The organism is Longispora fulva, assembly GCF_015751905.1.
Lineage (GTDB): Bacteria > Actinomycetota > Actinomycetes > Mycobacteriales > Micromonosporaceae > Longispora > Longispora fulva.
This window is the reverse complement of sequence record NZ_JADOUF010000001.1, coordinates 4,194,252-4,212,459: the sequence shown is the minus strand read 5'-3', so window position 1 is coordinate 4,212,459 and position 18,208 is coordinate 4,194,252. Positions and strand designations below refer to the sequence as shown.

At 70.4% G+C, this 18,208-nt stretch carries 20 protein-coding genes; 11 read left to right on the top strand and 9 right to left on the bottom strand.

Translation table 11 applies throughout. The features are described from left to right. Positions 1-19 precede the first annotated feature (19 nt). The 3 genes from IW245_RS18705 to IW245_RS18695 all read left to right on the top strand — a co-directional run bounded on the left by IW245_RS18705 (position 20) and on the right by IW245_RS18695 (position 2,243). Positions 20-973, top strand: a complete 954-nt coding sequence (locus IW245_RS18705; RefSeq protein WP_197004471.1) for a hypothetical protein — start codon at positions 20-22, stop codon at positions 971-973. Between the two features lie 27 nt (positions 974-1,000). Continuing rightward, positions 1,001-1,333: a DMT family transporter gene (locus tag IW245_RS18700; RefSeq protein WP_197004470.1), complete on the top strand. Its 333-nt coding sequence runs from the start codon at positions 1,001-1,003 to the stop codon at positions 1,331-1,333. Positions 1,334-1,505: 172 nt separating this feature from the next. After that, positions 1,506-2,243: a dienelactone hydrolase family protein gene (locus tag IW245_RS18695; RefSeq protein ID WP_197004469.1), complete on the top strand. Its 738-nt coding sequence runs from the start codon at positions 1,506-1,508 to the stop codon at positions 2,241-2,243. Here the strand turns inward: IW245_RS18695 and IW245_RS18690 are convergent. Then, a complete protein-coding gene (locus tag IW245_RS18690; RefSeq protein WP_197004468.1) occupies positions 2,240-2,560 on the bottom strand; it encodes a DMT family transporter in 321 nt (106 codons plus the stop codon). The two genes, IW245_RS18695 and IW245_RS18690, sit on opposite strands and share 4 nt — an antisense overlap. 42 nt (positions 2,561-2,602) lie before the next feature. Between IW245_RS18690 and IW245_RS18685 the strand changes: the two genes are divergently transcribed. Continuing rightward, positions 2,603-3,247, top strand: a complete 645-nt coding sequence (locus IW245_RS18685) for an HAD family hydrolase (protein WP_267920117.1) — start codon at positions 2,603-2,605, stop codon at positions 3,245-3,247. Between the two features lie 110 nt (positions 3,248-3,357). On the opposite strand, the gene IW245_RS18680 is transcribed toward IW245_RS18685, so the two are convergent. Beyond that, positions 3,358-4,185, bottom strand: a complete 828-nt coding sequence (locus IW245_RS18680) for an NAD(P)H-binding protein (protein ID WP_197004467.1) — start codon at positions 4,183-4,185, stop codon at positions 3,358-3,360. An 87-nt stretch (positions 4,186-4,272) separates the two neighbouring features. On the opposite strand from IW245_RS18680, the gene IW245_RS18675 reads away from it, so the two are divergent. After that, entirely contained in the window at positions 4,273-4,752 is a 480-nt protein-coding gene (locus tag IW245_RS18675) for a MarR family winged helix-turn-helix transcriptional regulator (protein WP_197004466.1), read from the top strand. 164 nt (positions 4,753-4,916) lie between these two features. Here IW245_RS18675 and IW245_RS18670 read toward each other — a convergent pair whose 3' ends face one another. The 6 genes from IW245_RS18670 to IW245_RS18645 form a co-directional block, all read right to left on the bottom strand. Further along, positions 4,917-5,615 carry an MBL fold metallo-hydrolase gene (locus IW245_RS18670; RefSeq protein ID WP_197004465.1) on the bottom strand — a complete coding sequence of 233 codons (699 nt, stop codon included), beginning with the start codon at positions 5,613-5,615 and terminating at the stop codon, positions 4,917-4,919. 72 nt (positions 5,616-5,687) lie between these two features. Continuing rightward, a complete protein-coding gene (locus tag IW245_RS18665; RefSeq protein WP_197004464.1) occupies positions 5,688-8,234 on the bottom strand; it encodes an ABC transporter permease in 2,547 nt (848 codons plus the stop codon). Beyond that, positions 8,234-8,995: an ABC transporter ATP-binding protein gene (locus IW245_RS18660; RefSeq protein ID WP_197004463.1), complete on the bottom strand. Its 762-nt coding sequence runs from the start codon at positions 8,993-8,995 to the stop codon at positions 8,234-8,236. The genes IW245_RS18665 and IW245_RS18660 overlap by 1 nt, the downstream gene beginning before the upstream one ends. 115 nt (positions 8,996-9,110) lie before the next feature. Beyond that, on the bottom strand, positions 9,111-9,788 hold the full coding sequence (locus IW245_RS18655) for a response regulator (protein WP_197004462.1): 678 nt from the start codon (positions 9,786-9,788) through the stop codon (positions 9,111-9,113). Then, positions 9,781-11,058: a sensor histidine kinase gene (locus IW245_RS18650; protein ID WP_233473085.1), complete on the bottom strand. Its 1,278-nt coding sequence runs from the start codon at positions 11,056-11,058 to the stop codon at positions 9,781-9,783. The genes IW245_RS18655 and IW245_RS18650 overlap by 8 nt, the downstream gene beginning before the upstream one ends. Next, the gene (locus IW245_RS18645; protein WP_197004461.1) at positions 10,980-11,810 is read right to left on the bottom strand and encodes a RecB family exonuclease; all 831 of its coding nucleotides are present in this window, start codon (positions 11,808-11,810) and stop codon (positions 10,980-10,982) included. The genes IW245_RS18650 and IW245_RS18645 overlap by 79 nt, the downstream gene beginning before the upstream one ends. A 44-nt stretch (positions 11,811-11,854) precedes the next feature. Between IW245_RS18645 and IW245_RS18640 the strand changes: the two genes are divergently transcribed. The 3 genes from IW245_RS18640 to IW245_RS18630 are packed head-to-tail and all read left to right on the top strand — an operon-like array spanning position 11,855 to position 14,413. Next, positions 11,855-12,982 carry a site-2 protease family protein gene (locus tag IW245_RS18640; RefSeq protein ID WP_197004460.1) on the top strand — a complete coding sequence of 376 codons (1,128 nt, stop codon included), beginning with the start codon at positions 11,855-11,857 and terminating at the stop codon, positions 12,980-12,982. Further along, entirely contained in the window at positions 12,982-13,863 is an 882-nt protein-coding gene (locus tag IW245_RS18635) for a tRNA (adenine-N1)-methyltransferase (RefSeq protein WP_197004459.1), read from the top strand. Before IW245_RS18640 ends, IW245_RS18635 begins: the two co-directional genes overlap by 1 nt. After that, positions 13,856-14,413: a hypothetical protein gene (locus tag IW245_RS18630; protein ID WP_197004458.1), complete on the top strand. Its 558-nt coding sequence runs from the start codon at positions 13,856-13,858 to the stop codon at positions 14,411-14,413. Before IW245_RS18635 ends, IW245_RS18630 begins: the two co-directional genes overlap by 8 nt. Before the next feature lie 113 nt (positions 14,414-14,526). Here IW245_RS18630 and IW245_RS18625 read toward each other — a convergent pair whose 3' ends face one another. Further along, entirely contained in the window at positions 14,527-14,805 is a 279-nt protein-coding gene (locus IW245_RS18625) for a ferredoxin (RefSeq protein WP_197004457.1), read from the bottom strand. Between the two features lie 149 nt (positions 14,806-14,954). On the opposite strand from IW245_RS18625, the gene arc reads away from it, so the two are divergent. The 3 genes from arc (at position 14,955) to IW245_RS18610 (ending at position 18,019) form a co-directional block, all read left to right on the top strand. Beyond that, the gene (arc, locus tag IW245_RS18620; RefSeq protein ID WP_197004456.1) at positions 14,955-16,721 is read left to right on the top strand and encodes a proteasome ATPase; all 1,767 of its coding nucleotides are present in this window, start codon (positions 14,955-14,957) and stop codon (positions 16,719-16,721) included. 248 nt (positions 16,722-16,969) lie between these two features. Continuing rightward, positions 16,970-17,503: a GNAT family N-acetyltransferase gene (locus IW245_RS18615; RefSeq protein WP_197004455.1), complete on the top strand. Its 534-nt coding sequence runs from the start codon at positions 16,970-16,972 to the stop codon at positions 17,501-17,503. 249 nt (positions 17,504-17,752) lie between these two features. Beyond that, positions 17,753-18,019: a peptidoglycan-binding protein gene (locus IW245_RS18610; protein WP_197004454.1), complete on the top strand. Its 267-nt coding sequence runs from the start codon at positions 17,753-17,755 to the stop codon at positions 18,017-18,019. Positions 18,020-18,208 lie beyond the last annotated feature (189 nt).

Here is an 18,208-nt window from a genome sequence, read left to right as displayed (position 1 = left end):
CATGCCGGGTGGACGGGCGATGAACACGAGCGTGGCCCCCTGGCAGCTGGCAGGGAAGATGGGGCATCATTCTGGAAATTCAGTACCCGTCAGTAACTTATGGAGGCACCACATCGACGGACTTCGGGACGGTCCGTTCCACACGGCACTCCGCGCGGCCATACACGCCCGGAGCCTGACCCTCGACCGGCTCTGCGAGCGCCTGGCCGACCAGGGCGTCCGGGTCAGCGTCTCCAGCCTGAGCAACTGGCAGCGCGGGGTCAGCCGCCCCGAACGCCCGGAGACCCTGCGCGCCCTCGCCCTGCTCGAGGAGATCCTCGGACTGCGGTGCGGGGACCTGGCCCGACTCCTCGGCGCGCCCCGGCGCGGCCGCTGGCCCGAGTCCGGCCAGGGCACCTCCCGGGTCCTCGCCAACCGGCTCCGCGCCGAACTGGACGCCACCGAACCGGGCGTGCGGGTCCTCGGCATCCAGGAGGAACTCGTCGTCGGCGCCGACCCGTGGCCCTGGCAGGTCGACACCCGGATCGTGGTCCGCGCGACGACCAGCGGCGTGGACCGGCACGTGGTGCTGTCGCACTCCTCCGACGGCGGCCTGCCCCGGCTGCGTGCCGGCCGGACCTGCCGCCTGGGTCGGGTGCGCACGGACCCGGCCGCCGGGCTGACGGCGGCGGAGCTGCTGTTCGGAGCGCTGACCAAGGGCGAGACCTACCCGGTCGAGTACCACCTCGACGGCACGGTCCCCGAGGCCTACCACGGCACGTGGTTCCGCGCCGCCGGCCAGAACTACGAACTGACCGTCCGCTTCGACCCGGCGGCCCGGGTTCGCTCGGCGCACCGGATCTGGCGGCTGGACGCGCGCTCCCCGCACAAGGATGTCGCGGAACTGCGCCTCATCGACGGACATCTCGCTCACCTGATCGACTTCGACCTCGCCCCCGGTTTCCATGGCATCCGGTGGGTACAGGATATTTAACGCCTTTTCTGACGATACAGTGACGCGATGCTGAAGTGGATCCTGCTGAGCGTCGCGATCGTCCTGGAGGTCGGCGCGACCCTGCTCGTCCGGGTCTCCGACGGCTTCACCCGCCTCTGGCCGGTGATCGGCCTCCTCGCCGGCTACACGCTGTCGTTCTACCTCGACTCCAAGGTCGTCCAGCTGGGCGTACCGATCGCCGTCACCTACGCGATCTGGTCGGCGGCGGGCATCGTCCTGGTCGCGATCTCCAGCCGCCTGCTCTTCCACGACCCCCTGAACCTGACCACCATCATCGGCATGGCCGTCCTGGTGCTGGGAGTGGTCATCACCTCCTTCGGCAACGCCGCAAACCACTAACCCCTTTTCCGGTTACGGCGACACCTGCCCCGGCGCGCAGCGGCCCTCCCCGCCCCACCCGGGCATCGGCGGGCCCGCCCGCCGCCTCCGTCCCGTCCACGGCACCGCCGCGCTCCGGGTCGCCGAGTCCGAGCGCCCGAATTTCCGTTGACCACCTCGATACGGTCAACGCATGTGCCTCGACGGTGACGCCCCCACCTCCTCCGCCCCGGATCCCCTGATCGATCTGACGTCGGCCGACGGCTCCCGCTTCGGCGCCTATCTCGCCGGCGCGGAGGAGCCCACCGGCGCGCGGCTGGTGTTGCTGCCCGACGTCGGCGGGATGCGGGCACCGTTTCGGAACCTGGCCCGCCGGTTCGCGCGGACCGGGGCGGACGTGCTGGTCATCGACTACTACGGCCGGACGCTGGGCCCGGGCGCGCGGGGCGAGGAGTACGACCCGGCGATCAACGACAGCTTCGACCGCGAGCTGGTGCTGGCGGACCTGGCGGCGGCGGTCGCTCACCTGCGCGCGGCCGGTGACGGGCCGGTCTACGCCGCGGGCTTCTGCATCGGTGGCGCCAACGCGCTGTACGCGGGCACCGCCGACCTCGGCCTGGCCGGCGTGATCGGCATCTGCCCGTACGTGGGGGCGATGGGCGCGTCGGCGGCCCTCCCCGACGACTTCGGGTCCGGGATCCGGGTGCCCGTGCTCGGCCTGTTCGGCGGCGCGGACACCGAGGTGCCGGCCAGCGTGCACGAGAACCTGGAACGGCACCTGGCGGCCGTGGACGTCCCGCACGAGATCGTGGTCTATCCGGGTCAGCCGCACGGCTTCATCGAGTGGGACCACTTCGGCCGGGACGGGCACGCCGAGGCCGCCGCCGACGCCTGGGCGCGGATCGCGGCGTTCCTGAAGGGACGGTCCTAGTGGCCGCCGCCCACGTTCAATAGCACCACGCCCCCGATCACCAACGCGATCCCGCCGATCTTGACCGCAGACAACTCCTCGTGGAGGAACGTGAACCCGATCGCCGCGATCACGGCCGTCCCGACCCCGGACCAGATCGCGTACGCCGTGGAGACCGGAATGTGTTTCAGCGCCACCGACAGGAAGAAGAACGACACCACGTAACCGGCCAGGGAGAGGCCGGTGGGTAACAGGCGGGTGAATCCTTCGGAATACTTCAGGGCCGTCGTCGCGCCGATCTCACAGCCGATGGCCAGGGCCAACATGATGTATGCCATAGCGGCTCACCCTACGACCCGACCTGCTGGCACGATCAACTGGTGACACTCGCGGCTGTACTTCTCGACATGGACGGCACCCTCCTCGACAGTGAGAAGGTGTGGGAGGTGGCGTTGCACGATCTCGCGGCCCACCACGGCGGCACCATGACCGCCGCCGCGCGGACGGCGATGGTCGGGGCCAGCATGGCCGACTCGATGGACATCCTGCACACCGACATCGGCCGCCCGGAGCTGGACCACGAATACAGCACAGACTGGCTGGAGAGCCGGATGGTCGAGCTGTTCTCCGCCGGGGTGCCGTGGCGGCCGGGCGCCGCCGAGCTGATCGCGGTGCTGCGCGCCCAGGGCGTGCCGTTGGCGCTGGTCACCGCCACCCGTCGGCACCTCGTCGAGGTGTGCCTGGACACCCTCGGCCGGGAGAACTTCGACGTCGTGGTGTGCGGCGACGAGGTGCCGGAGACGAAGCCGGACCCGGCCCCGTACCTGCGGGCCGCCGAACTGCTCGGGGTCGACCCGGGCCGGTGCGTGGCGATCGAGGACTCCCCGACCGGGGTGGCCAGCGCGGTCGCCGCCGGGTGCGCGGTGCTCGCCGTGCCGTGCGAGGTCCCCCTGGCCGGGCTCGGCGCGACCGTCGCGGACAGCCTGGTGGGCGTGGACCTGCCGTTCCTCCGCACCCTGCTCTAGCCCCGAACCACCCCTTTCCGGGTACGCTCCCGCGGCTCCGGCCGTCAGTGCGCACACCATCCCGGAGCCGCGAGCCGCGAGCCGCGAGCGCCGGAGTCCGCCGGGTGCGCTCAGCCCTGGGGCCGGAAGGCGTCGAGGTTCTCGGCCGCCCACTGTGCGAACGTGCGCGCGGGGCGGCCGAGCAGGGTCTCCGTGGTGTCGCCGAGGGTGGCGGCGTGGCCGTCGACGGGCTCCCACAGGTCGTGCAACGCGGCGGCCATGGCTGGCGGCATGTGCTGCGCGAACTGCTCCTCCGCCTCGGCGCGGGTGATCCGCTCGACGGGGATCTCGCGTCCGAGCAGCTCGGCGAGGATGTCCAGCTGGGCGCGGAAGCTGACCGACTCGCCGCCGGTGAGGGTGACGGCCCGACCGGTGAGCGCGTCGCCGGTCAGCGCGGCCACGGCGAGGTCGGCGACGTCGTCGGGGTGGATCGGGGCGATGCCGGCGTCGGGGAACGCGAGCCGGATCGGGTGACCGGAGCGCAGGTGGTACGCCCAGCCGAGGGCGTTGCTTGCGAACGCGTCCGGCCGCAGCACGGTCGTGGTGATCGGGGAGTCGGCGAGGGCGCGCTCGACGAGCAGGCTGGGCCGGGCGAGCGGGTCGGTGTCGGCGTCGGGTCCCAGGACCGAGGACGAGGACAGCAGCACGATGTGCTCGACCCCGGCGGACTCCGCGGCCGTGACCAGGTCGGCGATGCCGTCGGGCTCCGGGTACAGGAAGACCTGGCGGATGCCGTCGAGGGCCGCGGCGGTGGGGCGGGTGAGGTCGAGTTCGACGGCGGGGACGGTGAGCTCCGCAGGGTTCTTGCTGGCGGCGCGGGTCGGGTGGTCGGCGGCCCGGAGGCGGTCGAGGACGGCGCGGCCGACCTTGCCGCGGGCACCGGTGATCAGGGTGGTCATGGCGAACTCCATTCGTTGTGATGTGCAAATGCATGCTTGCATGCACACGTATTCGTGTCAACACATCATTGTTGGTAGCATGGCGCCATGGAGAGTGGATACAGCGAGGAAGAGGCCGCTGAGCTGCTGACCTCGGTCGGGCCGGCGTTCCGGAAGATGCGGCGCACGGTGCTGACCCAGGTGGAGAACCCGGTGCCGGCGAAGGACCTGAGCCGGACCCTGGTGCTCACCATCGTCGAGGAGGGCGACGTCGAGGGCGAAGTGACCGTCGGCGCGGTCGCCGCCAGCCTCGCCGTGGACCCGTCCGTCGCCAGCCGGATGGTCTCCGACTGCATCTCGGCCGGGTACCTGGTCCGGGCCGCCTCGCAGCGCGACGGCCGGCGGACCATCCTCCAACTCAGCGACGAGGGCGTGGCGCTGCTCGGCCGGTTCCGTGAGCAGCAGCGCGAGGCGTTCCTGCACATCACGGCGGACTGGACCGAGCGCGACCGGCTCGACTTCGCGCGGCTCGTCCTGAAGTACGTGGACTCCATCGGCCAGCTCCGTGACCGGGCGACGCCGAACTAGCCACATAAACGGCAGGACGCCTACGGCACGGAGCGCCGGAGCCGTGAGCTGGGGTGGCGGTGGACGCCACGCCACATGTGCCACAGGGGACGCCCCGGGACGCCGGGCGGCAGTGCGCCTCGGACCGGTGCGTGCCGGGGACGCCCCGCCGTAACCGTCTGAACTTACAGGGCGACCCGCAGGCCGGGAGTGGCCAGCACGACCTGGCAGCCTGCGATCGCATGGGCCTCGTCCAGCAACGCGAGCGGGTCCTGCCAGGCGCGCAGGTGGGTGAGGATCAGCAGCCGCGCGCCGGACCGGGCGGCGAGCCGGGCCGCGTCGCCTGCCGTGAGGTGGCCGCGCAGCGGGCCGTCGGCGTCGAGGCCGGATGCCTCCGCGAGCAGCACCCGGCAGCCGGCGGCCAGCTCCTCGACCTCCGGGCACGGCTCGGTGTCGGCCGTGTAACACAACGCGTCGCCGATCCGGGTGGCCCAGCACTCGAGGTTCCCGTGCCGGACCCGGCCGAGGCGGACCGCGAACGGGCCGATCGTCCGGTCGCCGGCCGTCGCGACCGTGGTGTCGAACGTGTCCGGGTTCGTGGTCAGCACCTCGTGCATGTCCGACGGTCCGATCACCGTGACCGGCTTTCCGGCCCGGGCCCGGTGGTAGCCGAGCTGGGTCGTATCGCTCCAGTGGTCGGAGTGGGCGTGCGACAGGATGACGGTGTCGATGTCGAGCGGGTCGGCGTAGCGCTGCAGGGGGCCGGACGCGCCGGCGCCGAGGTCGAGGACGAGGCGGTGGCCGTCCTCTTCGACGAGATAGCTGGAGCAGGCCGAGTCCGGGCCGGTGGTCGAACCCGCGCATCCCACGACAGTGAGTCTCATCCGGGGAAAGCTACCCGCCCGCCCGAAAAAAGGGGGCCCCACCGGATGGTGGGGCCCCCTTTCACTGGGCGGCTACTCGTAGGAGATGGCCTTCAGCACGTCGGTCCGCGCGGCCCGGATCGCCGGGATCACGGCGGCGATGACGCCGATGACCGCTGCGAAGATCAGGTACCCGATCATCTGGCCCCACGGCAGCGCGAAGCTGCTGAAGCCCTGGTCCTTGAGCGCCCGGACGATGGCGGCGCCCAGCGCCACGCCGACGCCGATGCCCAGCAGCGCGCCGAACACCGAGATCACCACCGATTCGACGGTGACCATCCCCATCATCTGGGCCCTCCCCATGCCGACGGCGCGGAGCAGGCCGAGTTCCTTCGTGCGCTCGATCATCGACAGGGCCAGGGTGTTGATGACCCCGAGGACCGCGATGATGATCGCCAGCGACAGCAGGATCTGGATGATCACGATCAGGCTGTCCAGGCCCTTGGTCTGCTGCTCCACGAAGGAGCTGCGGTCGGTGACCGTGACCTCGGGGCTGTCGGCCAGGACCTTGTCCACCTCGGCCTTGACCGTGGCCACCTTGGCGCCGTCGTCGAGCTTGACGTACGCCTGCACCGGGTTGGGGATCCGGAAGTTGTCCACCGCACCGGTGGGCAGCAGGTACGTGAAGTTGCGCAGGAGGTCGTTGTCGGCGTAGATGCCGGCCACCTTGTAGCTGACCGGATCGCCCTTCACGCCCTGCAGCTTCACGGTGCTGCCGATGGACAGGTTGTCGTCCTTGGCGTGCTTGGCGCTGGTCAGCACCTCGCCGGGAGCCAGGGTGCCCACGGTGCCGGCCGTCGTCTTGATCTTCAGAACGTCGACGGCGGTCGGCAGGTCGCTGTACACGCCGGCGATCGCGTCCTTGTCGTTCGCGGTCACCTGGTCGAAGTACACCCCGGTGACGCCGTGCACGCCGGCGATCGACTTGATCTTCGGCAGGGCCGCCGTCTCGAACGTGGGCGGCGTCGGCCCGGTCTGCTCGCCCGAGACGATCAGCTCGGCGGACATCCCGGTGTCCAGGCTCTTGGTGATGGTGGCCTTCAGCGAGGTCAGCACCACGCTCACGCCGGTGATCAGCGCGATGCCGATCATGAGGGCGGCGGCCGTGATCGCGGTCCGACGCGGGTTGCGGGACGAGTTGCCCCGACCCAGCTTGCCCGGCATCGACCAGGAGAACGGCAGCGCCAGCAGCGAGACCACCGGCTTGCCGATCATCGGGGTGAGCAGCGCCACGCCGACGAACGACAGCAGCAGGCCGCCGCCGAGCGCGAGCCCGAACGCCCCGCCCTTGGCCGAACCCGACAGCGCCCACCACAGCCCGGCCACGCCCAGCGCGGTGACCACGCCGCCGAAGATGGTCAGCTTGGTCAGCGGCTTACTGACGTTGACCGCGTCGCGCATGGCGGCGATCGGCGGGATCCGGGAGGCCCGGACAGCCGGCACGACGGCCGCGACCAGGGTGACCAGGATGCCGACGGCGAAGGCGGCGATGACGGCGCTCGTCGGCACGGTCAGGGTGCTCAGCGAGATGCCGCCGAAGCCCGAGCCGATCGCGAGGATCAGCAGCGCGCCCACCCCGACACCGGCGGCGAGGCCGAGGATCGAGGCGATCAGGCCGATGACCAGCGCCTCGATGATCACCGAGTTGATCACCTGGCCGCCGCTCGCACCCAGGGCCCGCATCAGGGCCAGTTCCCGGGTCCGCTGCGCCACGATGATCGAGAACGTGTTCACGATCAGGAAGATGCCGACCAGCAGCGACACCGCCGCGAAGCCCAGCAGGATGTAGTTGAAGAAGCTCAGACCCTTCTGGACCTGGTCCGTCTGCTCCTTCGTGAGCTCCTTGCCGGTCTTCACCGCGTAGTTGTCGCCGAGGGCCGCGCGCAGGTCGTCGCGGACCTTCTCCGGCTTCACCCCGGAGGTGGCCTGCACCTCGATCGAGTTGAACACCCCGGTCTTGCCCAGCATGTTCTCCTGGGCGGCCTTCGTGGTGAACGCGACCGTCTGCTCGCCGAGCAGCGAGTCCCGGGCGCCGGTGTACCCGAACACCCCGACGATCTTGTACGCCTTCTTCGGTTGGAACGGCGTCAGCACCTGCACCGAGTCGCCGACCTTGTAGCCGGACGCGTCAGCCAGCAGCTTGTTGACGACGATCTCGTCGTCCACCTTCGGGCTGACGCCCTCGCGCATCTCCACGATGGCCGCGCCGTCGATCCAGTTCGTGCCGAACCGCACGCTGCCGGGGATCAGCTTGTTGTTCTTGCCGATCACCTTGGCGCCGTCGACGAAGACCTGGCCCTCGGCCTTCTTCACTCCCGACGTGGAGCGGACCTGGTCCACCACGGACGCCGGCACGGTGTCCACCGACTGCTGGCCGTTGTCGGCCGGCTTCGCCTTCGGGGCCACCTGCACGTCGATGGCGGAGAACGCCGAGGAGAACAGCCCGTCGAAGGACTTGCCCAGGGTGTCGGTCAGCACGAAGGAGCCGGAGACGAACATGACGCCGAGGACGACGGCGAGTGCTGACAGGACGAGTCGGAGTTTGCGGGACAGGAGGCTTTTCAGGGTTGCTTTGAGCATCAGACGTCACCGCTGTGGGCGTGGGGGTCCAGGCTCTTGAGTTTGTCGTGGACCTGGTCGACGGTGGGTTCGAGGAGTTCGTCGACGATCTGGCCGTCGGCGAGGAAGATGACCCGGTCGGCGTAGGAGGCGGCGGTGGGGTCGTGGGTGACCATGACGATGGTCTGGCCGAAGTCGCGCACGGAGTTGCGCAGGAAGTTGAGGACCTCAGCACCGGAGCGTGAGTCGAGGTTTCCGGTGGGTTCGTCGGCGAAGATCACATCGGGGCGGGAGACGAGGGCGCGGGCGCACGCCACGCGCTGCTGCTGACCGCCCGACAGTTCGGTGGGCTTGTGCTTGAGGCGGTCCTCGAGCCCGACGGTCTTGATGACCGTGTCGTACCAGGCCTGATCGGGTTTACGGCCGGCGATCGACAACGGCAGCAGAATGTTCTCCTCCGCCGTGAGGGTGGGCAGCAGGTTGAACTGCTGGAAGATGAAACCGATCTTGTCCCGGCGCAACTTCGTCAACCCGCTGTCCGACAGCTTGTTGACCTGGGTGTCACCCACGAACAGATCACCACGGGTCACCGTGTCCAAACCCGCCAGACAGTGCATCAACGTCGACTTACCCGACCCCGACGGACCCATGATCGCCGTGAACTGCCCCTGCGCCAGCTCCACGTTGATGCCCCGCAACGCGATCACCTGCGCCTCGCCCTGCCCGTACACCTTCCACACATCGGACGCACGCGCCGCGACCGACTTTACCGCTGAAGTCACTGCTGTCCCCTTTTATCCCCGTGGCGGAGGTATCTAAGAGTGACAGTAGGCGGCCGATCAGCCGGGCGAGTCGTGCTCCGGAATGTTTCGGGCTCCCCCCAGGGGACGAGACGATCTACGCGTTGGGGCGGATGAGACCCGACTCGTACGCGAGGACCACGGCCTGCACCCGGTCCCGGAGATTGAGCTTGGTCAGCACGTGGCCGACGTGGGTCTTCACCGTCGTCTCCGACACGGACAACTCCTTCGCGATCTCCGCGTTCGACAGCCCCCGGGCCATCAGCCCCAGCACCTCCCGCTCACGCTCCGTGAGGGCGCTCAGAGCCTTCGTCGGGTTCATGTTCGGGTCGGGCAGGTGTTCCACGACCTGGTCGAGGAGCCGGCGCAACAGGCGCGGGGCCACCACGGCCTCGCCGGCCGCCACCGTGCGGATCGCCGACACCAGGTCTTCGGCCGGCACGTCCTTGGCCAGGAAACCGCTGGCCCCGGCGCGCAGCGCGCTCACCACGTACTCGTCCAGGTCGAACGTCGTCAGGATCAGCACCCGGACCGGCAGCCGGGCGTCCACGATCGCCTTCGTCGCCGCCACCCCGTCCATCCGGGGCATCCGGATGTCCATCAGCACCACGTCCGGCAGCAGCCGGCGGGCCAGGTCCACCGCCTCCGCGCCGTCGCCGGCCTCGCCGACGATGTCCAGATCACTCTCCGCACCCAGCACCATGCGGAACCCCGTGCGCAGCAGGGGCTGGTCGTCGACGAGCAGGACTCGGACCGGGAGCTGACCGCTATTCACGTTCAGTGACGCTACCTGGTCGGTCCATGGGGATGCTGGCCGCTATCCGGAATCCGCCACCCGGACGGGGGCCGAGCCGCAGCTGTCCGCCGTACAGCGCGACCCGCTCGCGGACCCCGACCAGGCCGTGCCCGGCCACGTTCGGCCGCACCGACGGCCCGCGCCCGTCGTCGGTCGCCTCGACCTCCACGGCCTCGTCCCCGAACGTCAACCGCACCTCGGCCGTGGCCGGCCCGGCGTGCTTGAGCGTGTTCGTCAGCGCCTCCTGCACGATCCGGTAGATCGTCAACGCGACCCCGGGATCCAGGTCGTACGGCTCGCCGAGCACCTCCAGCCGCACCGGCAGCCCCGCCTCGCGCAACTGCTCGATCAGCGACTCCACCCCGGCCAGACTCGGCTGCGGGGCCAGGTCGGCCCCGTCGTCGTCGGTGCGCATGATGTTCAGCAGCCGGCGCAGCTCCCGCAGGGTCGTGCGCCCGGTCTCCTCGATCGTGCTCAGCGCCGCGTCGGCCGCCGCCGGGTTCGTCGCCATCGACCGGCGGGCCCCGGTGGCCAGGATGCCCATCACGCTCACGTGGTGGGCCACCACGTCGTGCAGCTCCCGGGCGATCCGACGCCGCTCGTCGGCCACGGCCTGGTCCGCGAGGGCCTGGCGGGTGGTCTCCGCGATCCTGGTCCGCTCCCGCAGGTCGGACTCCACGAGCCGGCGGGTCTTGTTCAGCCGGCCGATCAGCAGCGTGAACGTCAACACGGCCGAGTTGGAGAAGAACAACAGCTCGGGGGAGCTGAACCAGGCCTGCTGCTCGACGACCCCGTAGTGGTGCAGCACCACGTAGAACACCATGATGCCGGCCCAGACCGGGACGGCGACCAGGAGCGCGCGGCGCAGGGACCAGTAGGCCGCCATCGTGTACGTGAGCACCATCAGCGAGTACGACTCCGCGCCCGACATCAGGTGCAGCTGCGACACCAGGCACATCGCCACGGTCGCCACCAGTCCCGGCACCAGCCACCGGCGGCGCACGGCGATCGGCACCACCGCGACGGCCGACCAGATAACCGTCAGCCACACCGGATTGTCCGTCCGGAACTCCGGCGGGGACACCAGCCCACCCAGCACCGCGAACAGGCCGAGCGACGCGGCCAGCGCCGAGTCCGCCGCCAGCGGGTGGGCACGCAGCCACTTGCCGATCACGGCGTGGGCCCGGGCTGCTCGGGCCAGGGCGGCGGGGTGCCGCCGAACTCCGGGCAGTGGGCCTGGTGCCGGCACCAGCCGCACAGCTTGCTCGGCTGGGGCCGGAAGTCCCGGTTCTCCGTGGCGGTGGTGATGGCCCGCCACAGGGCCTCCAGGTTGCGCTCGAACCGCTCCAGCTCCTCGGCCCCGTCCGGGGTGTAGTCGCACACCGCCCGGTCGCGCAGATACAGCAGCCGCAGCGCCCGGGGCACGACGCCCCGGGTGCGCAGCAGCATCAGCGCGTAGAACTTGAGCTGGAACAGGGCCTTGGCCTCGAACGCCTCCCGGGGCGCGCTGCCGGTCTTGTAGTCGACGACCCGCAGATCACCGGCGGGGGAGGCGTCGAGGCGGTCGATGAAGCCGCGCAGCAGCAGCCCGGAGGGCAGCTCGGCCTCGATCATGCTCTCCCGCTCGGCCGGCTCCAGCCGGGTCGGGTCCTCCAGGGTGAAGTAGCCCCCGAGCAGCTCCTCCGCCGACGCCAGCCACTCCGCCGGTGCCTCGCCGCCGTCGAACAGGGCCGCCAGGTCCGGGGCCTCCCCGCTCATCCGGGACCACTCCGGGGCGACCATCTCCGCCGCCCGCTCCGGCGTGCGCTCAGCCGGAGGCAGATCGAAGAGGTGCTCCAGCACCGAGTGCACCAGGGTGCCCCTGGCCATCTCCGGCGTGGGCAGCTCGGGCAGCCGGTCGATGGCCCGCAGCCGGTAGAGCAGCGGACACGTCTTGAAGTCGGCGGCCCGCGACGGCGACAGGGCGACCCGTCGTGGCTCCGCGTGCTCGGTCGTCGTCATGCCGTCAAGAGTATGGGACACCCCCGACACGTAGCATCGGAGCGGTGAGTCGACAACGACGGACGGCAGCGCTCCGGGTGGGCTCCGTCCTGGGCGTCCCGGTGTACGTGCACGCCTCCTGGCTGGTGTTCGCCGCCGTGGTCACCGTGGCGTACGGCTCCGTGGTCCGGGGCCATCTGCCGCGGCTCACCGGCCCGGCGCCGTACCTGATCGCGCTGGTCTTCGTCCTGGCCCTGCTCCTGTCCGTGTTCCTGCACGAGCTGGGGCACGCCGTGGTGAGCCTGCGGTCGGGGATCGGGGTGCGCGGGATCACCCTGGAACTGCTCGGCGGGTACACGGAGATGGACACCGAGGCGCCCCGCCCGCGCGCCGAACTCCTCGTCTCCCTCGCCGGCCCGGCCGTGTCCCTGGCGCTCGGCGGCCTGGGCGTGGCCCTGTTCGCGCTGACCGACCCCGGCACCATCGGCCGGGAACTGGCCTTCCAGCTGGCCCTGAGCAACCTGCTGATCGCCGTCCTCAACCTGCTGCCCGGCCTGCCGCTGGACGGCGGGCGGGCGCTGCGCGCCGTGGTCTGGTCGGCGACCGGCGACCGGCACACCGGCAGCGTGGTCGCCGGCTGGGCCGGACGGGTGGTCGCGGTGCTGCTCGGGGCCCTGGCGGTGGCCGGGGCGGTGACCGGCCGGCTGACCACGGTCGGGATCGTGTTCACGGTGCTGGTCGTGTCCGTCCTGTGGTCCGGGGCGTCCGCGGCGATCCGGCTGGGCGCGATCCTGCGCCGGGTGCCGGAGATCCGGCTGGCGGAGCTGGTCCGGCCGTTGATCACGGTCGCCACCGGCACGCCGATCGCCGAGGCACTGCGCCGGGCGGGGGAGGCCGAGGCCGGCGGCATCATGATCCTCGACGGGCGGGAGCGGCCGGTGGCCCTGGTCCGGTGGCCGGCGGCGCACGCCGTCCCCGCGCACCGCAGCCCCTGGATGGCCGTCGACCTCGCCGCCCGCGACATCGCCACCGTGCGACACCTGTCGATCGATCTGGACGGCGAGTCCGTGGCCGACGCCGTGCGGAGCAACCCGGCCGGTGAGTACCTGGTGACCGCCGGGCAGGATGTCGTGGGGGTCCTGCGAACCGAGGACCTCGCCTTCCTGCTCGAACCGAGGAGACAACGCAAGTGATGCAGCCGCGTGGACCGTTCCGCCCCGGCGACCGGGTGCAGCTCACCGACCCCAAGGGTCGGATGCACACGATCGTGCTGGAACCCGGCAAGGAGTTCCACACCCACCGCGGAGCGCTCAGCCACGACGAGATCCTGGGCAGCCCCGAGGGCTCGGTGTTCACGTCGGTCAGCGGCACCGCCTACCTGGCCCTGCGCCCCCTGCTCGCCGACTACGTGCTGAGCATGCCCCGTGGCGCCCAGGTGATCTACCCGAAGGACGCCGCCCAGATCGTCGCCCTCGGCGACATCTTCCCCGGCGCGCGCGTCCTGGAGGCAGGCGCCGGCTCCGGCGCCCTGAGCTGCTCCCTGCTCCGGGCGATCGGCCCCTCCGGCCGGCTGATCTCCTACGAGATGCGCGAGGACTTCCTGGCGATCGCCCAGCGCAACGTCGAGAACTTCCTCGGCGGCCCCCAGCCCACCTGGGATCTGCGGCTCGGCGACGTGGCCGGCTTCGACGGCAACGACATCGACCGGGTCATCCTCGACATGCTCACGCCGTGGGAGATGCTCGACATGGTCGAGAAGGCGATCATCCCCGGCGGCGTCCTGATTGGGTACGTTGCGACAACGACACAGTTGTCCGAATTGTGTGAGGCGCTCCGGGAGCGCGGCGGCTGGACCGAGCCGCACGCCTGGGAGAGCATGATCCGCGACTGGCACCTGGAGGGCCTGGCCGTGCGCCCGGAACACCGGATGATCGCGCACACCGCCTTCCTGGTCACGGCCCGCAAGCTGGCCCCGGGCGTCACCGCGCCGGTCCGGCGACGCAAGCCGAGCAAGGGCATCGAGGCGTACCAGGCCCGCAAGGCCGCGCAAAAGGGGACTGAAACCGTTGAGTGACGACCTGGCGATCTTCCCGGACTGGTCCCCGTACCAGGAGCTGGACGTCGCGGCCCGCGCCTATCTGCGCGACCCCGACGTGGCCCTCGCCGCCGTCGAGCCGCTCCTGGTCGGCGCGACCGTGCTCGGGTTCACCCTGGAGCGGTTCGTCAACGAGTTCAACGCCGTCTGGCAGGAGGCCGCCATCTGCGACGGCCACCGGCTGCTGCTCTGGCACGGCGAGGACCTGCCGGAGGAGGAGGGCCCGCCCGGCTCGATGACCTCGGCCGTCCGGGTCATCCCGCTGTCGGCGGTCACGGAGGTCGGCTACCGTCGCCGGCTCTTCCGCGAGCCCAGTGGCGCGATCCGCAGGGAGGGCGTCGACGTGTACGTGCTGCTCAGCTCCCTCGACGAGGCCGGCGCCATCGCCGAGGCCGGCGAGCCCACCCCGATCCGGCACGACTCGCTGCGGTTCGGCAAGACCGTCACGGACGGCGGGGCCGGGCAGATGGACCGCCTGGAACAGTTCGCCCACCTGTTGGGACAGCTCACCGGGCGCGGGGCGTTCTAACCGGGCGTGGGGCGTTCTAGCCGGGCGCGGCACGCGCCATCGGGGCGTTCTAGCTGGGAAAACAGGACCGGCGCGGAGGTGGTCCTCCGCGCCGGATCGTCCGCAATCGCGGTCTAGCCCTCCGCCCCAGGGCCGGCCACCACGACGTCGTCATCGACGCGGTGGACATATATACAGTCCCCCGGGCACTCCTTGGCGGCGTCGATGACGTCCAGCTTCAGGTGATCCGGGACCCCCACTCGCACTCCGGGGTCGAGCTGCAACTCTCCGCTGTCATTTTTCACGTACGCGAGGCCGTCGACATCGAATTCGAAGACTTGCGGCGCGTACTGCACGCACAGGCCGTCACCGGTGCACAGATCCTGATCGACCCAGACCCGCAGCTCTGACATCGTGCTTCCTCCCCCTCGGCCAACTTCTGGCCATACGGCCCCACCCTACTTCGCCGTAACGGGTCGGGAATCGCCGGATCAGGGGGATCGATTTTGGTCCCACAACCGTTAGTGTGGAGAACACGACGTCAAGCCCGGGGAGGTGGGACGTGGCACGAAACGAAGATGCTGACGCGCGCGCCGAGCGGTGGGAGCAGGAGGCGCAGGACCTCTCCACGCAGGTCGAGTTCCTCCAGGAGGAGCTCGCGCTACTTCGGCGCAAGCTGACGGATGGTCCACGGCACCTGAGGCTCCTGGAAGAGCGGCTCGCCGCCACCCAGGCCCAGTTGCAGCGGTCATCGGAGCAGAACGAGCGACTGGTCGCAACGCTCAAGGACGCGCGCGAACAGATCATCACGCTCAAAGAGGAAATCGACCGACTGGCCCAGCCGCCCAGTGGATACGGCGTATTCCTGGGTCGCTACGACGATGACACGGTGGACGTCTTCACCGGCGGCCGCAAACTGCGGGTCGTGGTGTCACCGTCCATTGAGCTCGACAAGTTGCGCCGCGGGCAGGAAGTGCTGCTCAACGACGCGCTCAACGTCGTCGAGGCGCTCGGGTTCGAGCGCGCCGGCGAGGTCGTCTCGCTCAAGGAGATCCTTGAGGGCGGCGACCGGGCACTCGTGATGTCCCACGCGGACGAGGAACGGGTCGTCCACCTCGCGGAGACGCTGATCGGCACGCACCTGCGCCCCGGCGACTCCCTGCTGGTGGAGCCGCGCGCCGCGTACGCGTACGAGCGGGTCCCCAAGAGCGAGGTCGAGGAGCTCGTCCTCGAAGAGGTCCCCGACATCGACTACAGCGACATCGGAGGCCTCGACCGTCAGATCGAGCAGATCCGCGACGCCGTGGAGCTGCCGTTCCTGCACGCCGAGCTGTTCCGGGAGCACCAGCTGCGCCCGCCGAAGGGTGTCCTGCTCTACGGGCCGCCCGGCTGCGGCAAGACCCTGATCGCCAAGGCGGTGGCCAACTCGCTGGCCAAGAAGATCGCCGAGCTGCGGGGCGAGGAGAAGCACACCAGCTTCTTCCTCAACATCAAGGGTCCCGAGCTGCTGAACAAGTACGTCGGCGAGACCGAGCGGCACATCCGGCTCATCTTCCAGCGCGCCCGGGAGAAGGCCAGCGAGGGCACGCCGGTCATCGTGTTCTTCGACGAGATGGACTCCATCTTCCGCACCCGCGGATCCGGGGTCTCCTCCGACGTGGAGAACACGATCGTCCCCCAGCTGTTGAGCGAGATCGACGGCGTGGAGGGCCTGGAGAACGTGATCGTGATCGGTGCCTCCAACCGCGAGGACATGATCGACCCGGCCATCCTGCGCCCCGGCCGGCTCGACGTGAAGATCAAGATCGAGCGCCCGGACGCCGAGTCGGCCAAGGACATCTTCTCGAAGTACATCCTGGACACCCTGCCGCTGCACGACGACGACCTCGCCGAGCACGGCGCGTCCCGTGACGCCACGGTCGCGGGCATGATCCAGGCCGTCGTCGAGCGGATGTACACGGAGACGGAGGAGAACCGCTTCCTCGAGGTCACCTACGCCAACGGTGACAAGGAGGTCCTGTACTTCAAGGACTTCAACTCCGGCGCCATGATCCAGAACATCGTGGACCGCGGCAAGAAGATGGCCATCAAGAACTTCCTGTCCTCCGGCAAGAAGGGGCTGCGCCTGCAGCACCTGCTCGACGCCTGCGTCGACGAGTTCCGCGAGAACGAGGACCTGCCCAACACCACCAACCCCGACGACTGGGCCCGGATCTCCGGCAAGAAGGGCGAGCGGATCGTCTACATCCGCACGCTCGTCTCCGGAGGCAAGGGCGCCGACGCCGGCCGCTCGATCGAGACGGCCAGCAACACCGGTCAGTACCTGTAGCACTTCCGCGACGGCCCGGTCACCCACGTGACCGGGCCGTCGGCACACCCAAGATCAACCCCCCAAAAACATCATTTGATTACGCTGCGTCACTGACCCTGCATCGCGGCACATCCGTGGCGGGGCCGCCGGCGGCGTCCTCGTGATCTTCAGGCACCCCCGGTAGCCGCCACCGTGCACGAAGCCGCGACGGCCGTGCGATCGCCACGGGCGGCGGGGCTGGCGGGACGTCGGGCATGATGACCGCCATGGCAGCCATCGACCCCGTCGAGATCGTCGCCGGGAACCTCCAGCTCCGGCCCCCGCACGCCCCCGAAGGCCCCGCCGCCTGGCGGATGCTCCAGGACCCCGCCGTCGACCCCGCCCCCGGCGTCACCGACGAGGCCACCGCCACCGCCTGGTGCCAGCGCCTCGGCGACTGGTCCGCCGGAGACCAGATCACCCTCTCGATCCTGGAGATCACCGAGGGCAACCTGCTCGGCATGGTGCACCTGTTCCGCATCGACCAGACCTGGGGCACCGCCAAACTCGGCTACCGGATCGCCCCCTGGGCCCGCGACCAGCATATCGAGACCGACGCCATCGGCGCCGTCACCCGCTGGGCCTTCGGTGCCCTCGGCCTGGAACGCATCGAGTTCCTGCACCTCGCCGACCGGCCCGACGCATGCCGGGTCGCCACCGCCGCCGGTTACGCCCTCGAAGGCACCCGCCGGGGCGGTCACCGCACCGCCGACGGCACCCGCCACGACGACCACCTGCACGCCCGACTCGCCACGGACTGACCCCACCCGACCGCCAGCGGGCCCACAGGGCCGCCAGGCGCTCCCAGCCGGCCGCCAGCTGGCCACGGGGCAGCCGGCCCGCCTCCACACCCGGCAGGTCCACCCGGCTCGGGGTCTCGGGGTCAGGGGAAACCCCGAGGGACGTGCGACCCAGGTAGTACACCCCGGGACGACAGGAGCCGACCTGGGGCCGATGTCGGCCGCCGCGGGCCGGGACACCCTGGAGGTACCGAAGAAAAGGGGTGTGTGATGACCGACCTGCGACAGCTGTTCCGGGCGATGGGCACAGCACTGGCCGGCGTGGTGGCCGCCGACACCACGGCCGCGCCGCCCGCCGACCCGCTGCTCGTGCACCGGATGCTCACCGACCTCGGCCTCGGCGGCGACGGCGACACCGCCCTGCGCGCCTTCCAGGCCAGCGCCGGGCTCACCGTCGACGGCTTCGCCGGCCCCGACACCACCCACGCCCTGGTCACAGCCCTTCGCGACCGCCGACACTGGGACCTCGCCGCCTGACCCCGGCCGCCGCGTCACCGGCCCGCCACCGCCCGACGCGGGCTAGTCTTGCTGGACAGCGGCGCTCGGCCACGGGATCGCCGACCCGGAAGGAAACGAGTTCTGTGCCGCAGCGGCAGGGTAAGGCCACAAAAGCCCTACGCTGTGAAGCTTGTCCGCCACTACGAGCTTATGGAATCTCCTAAATCC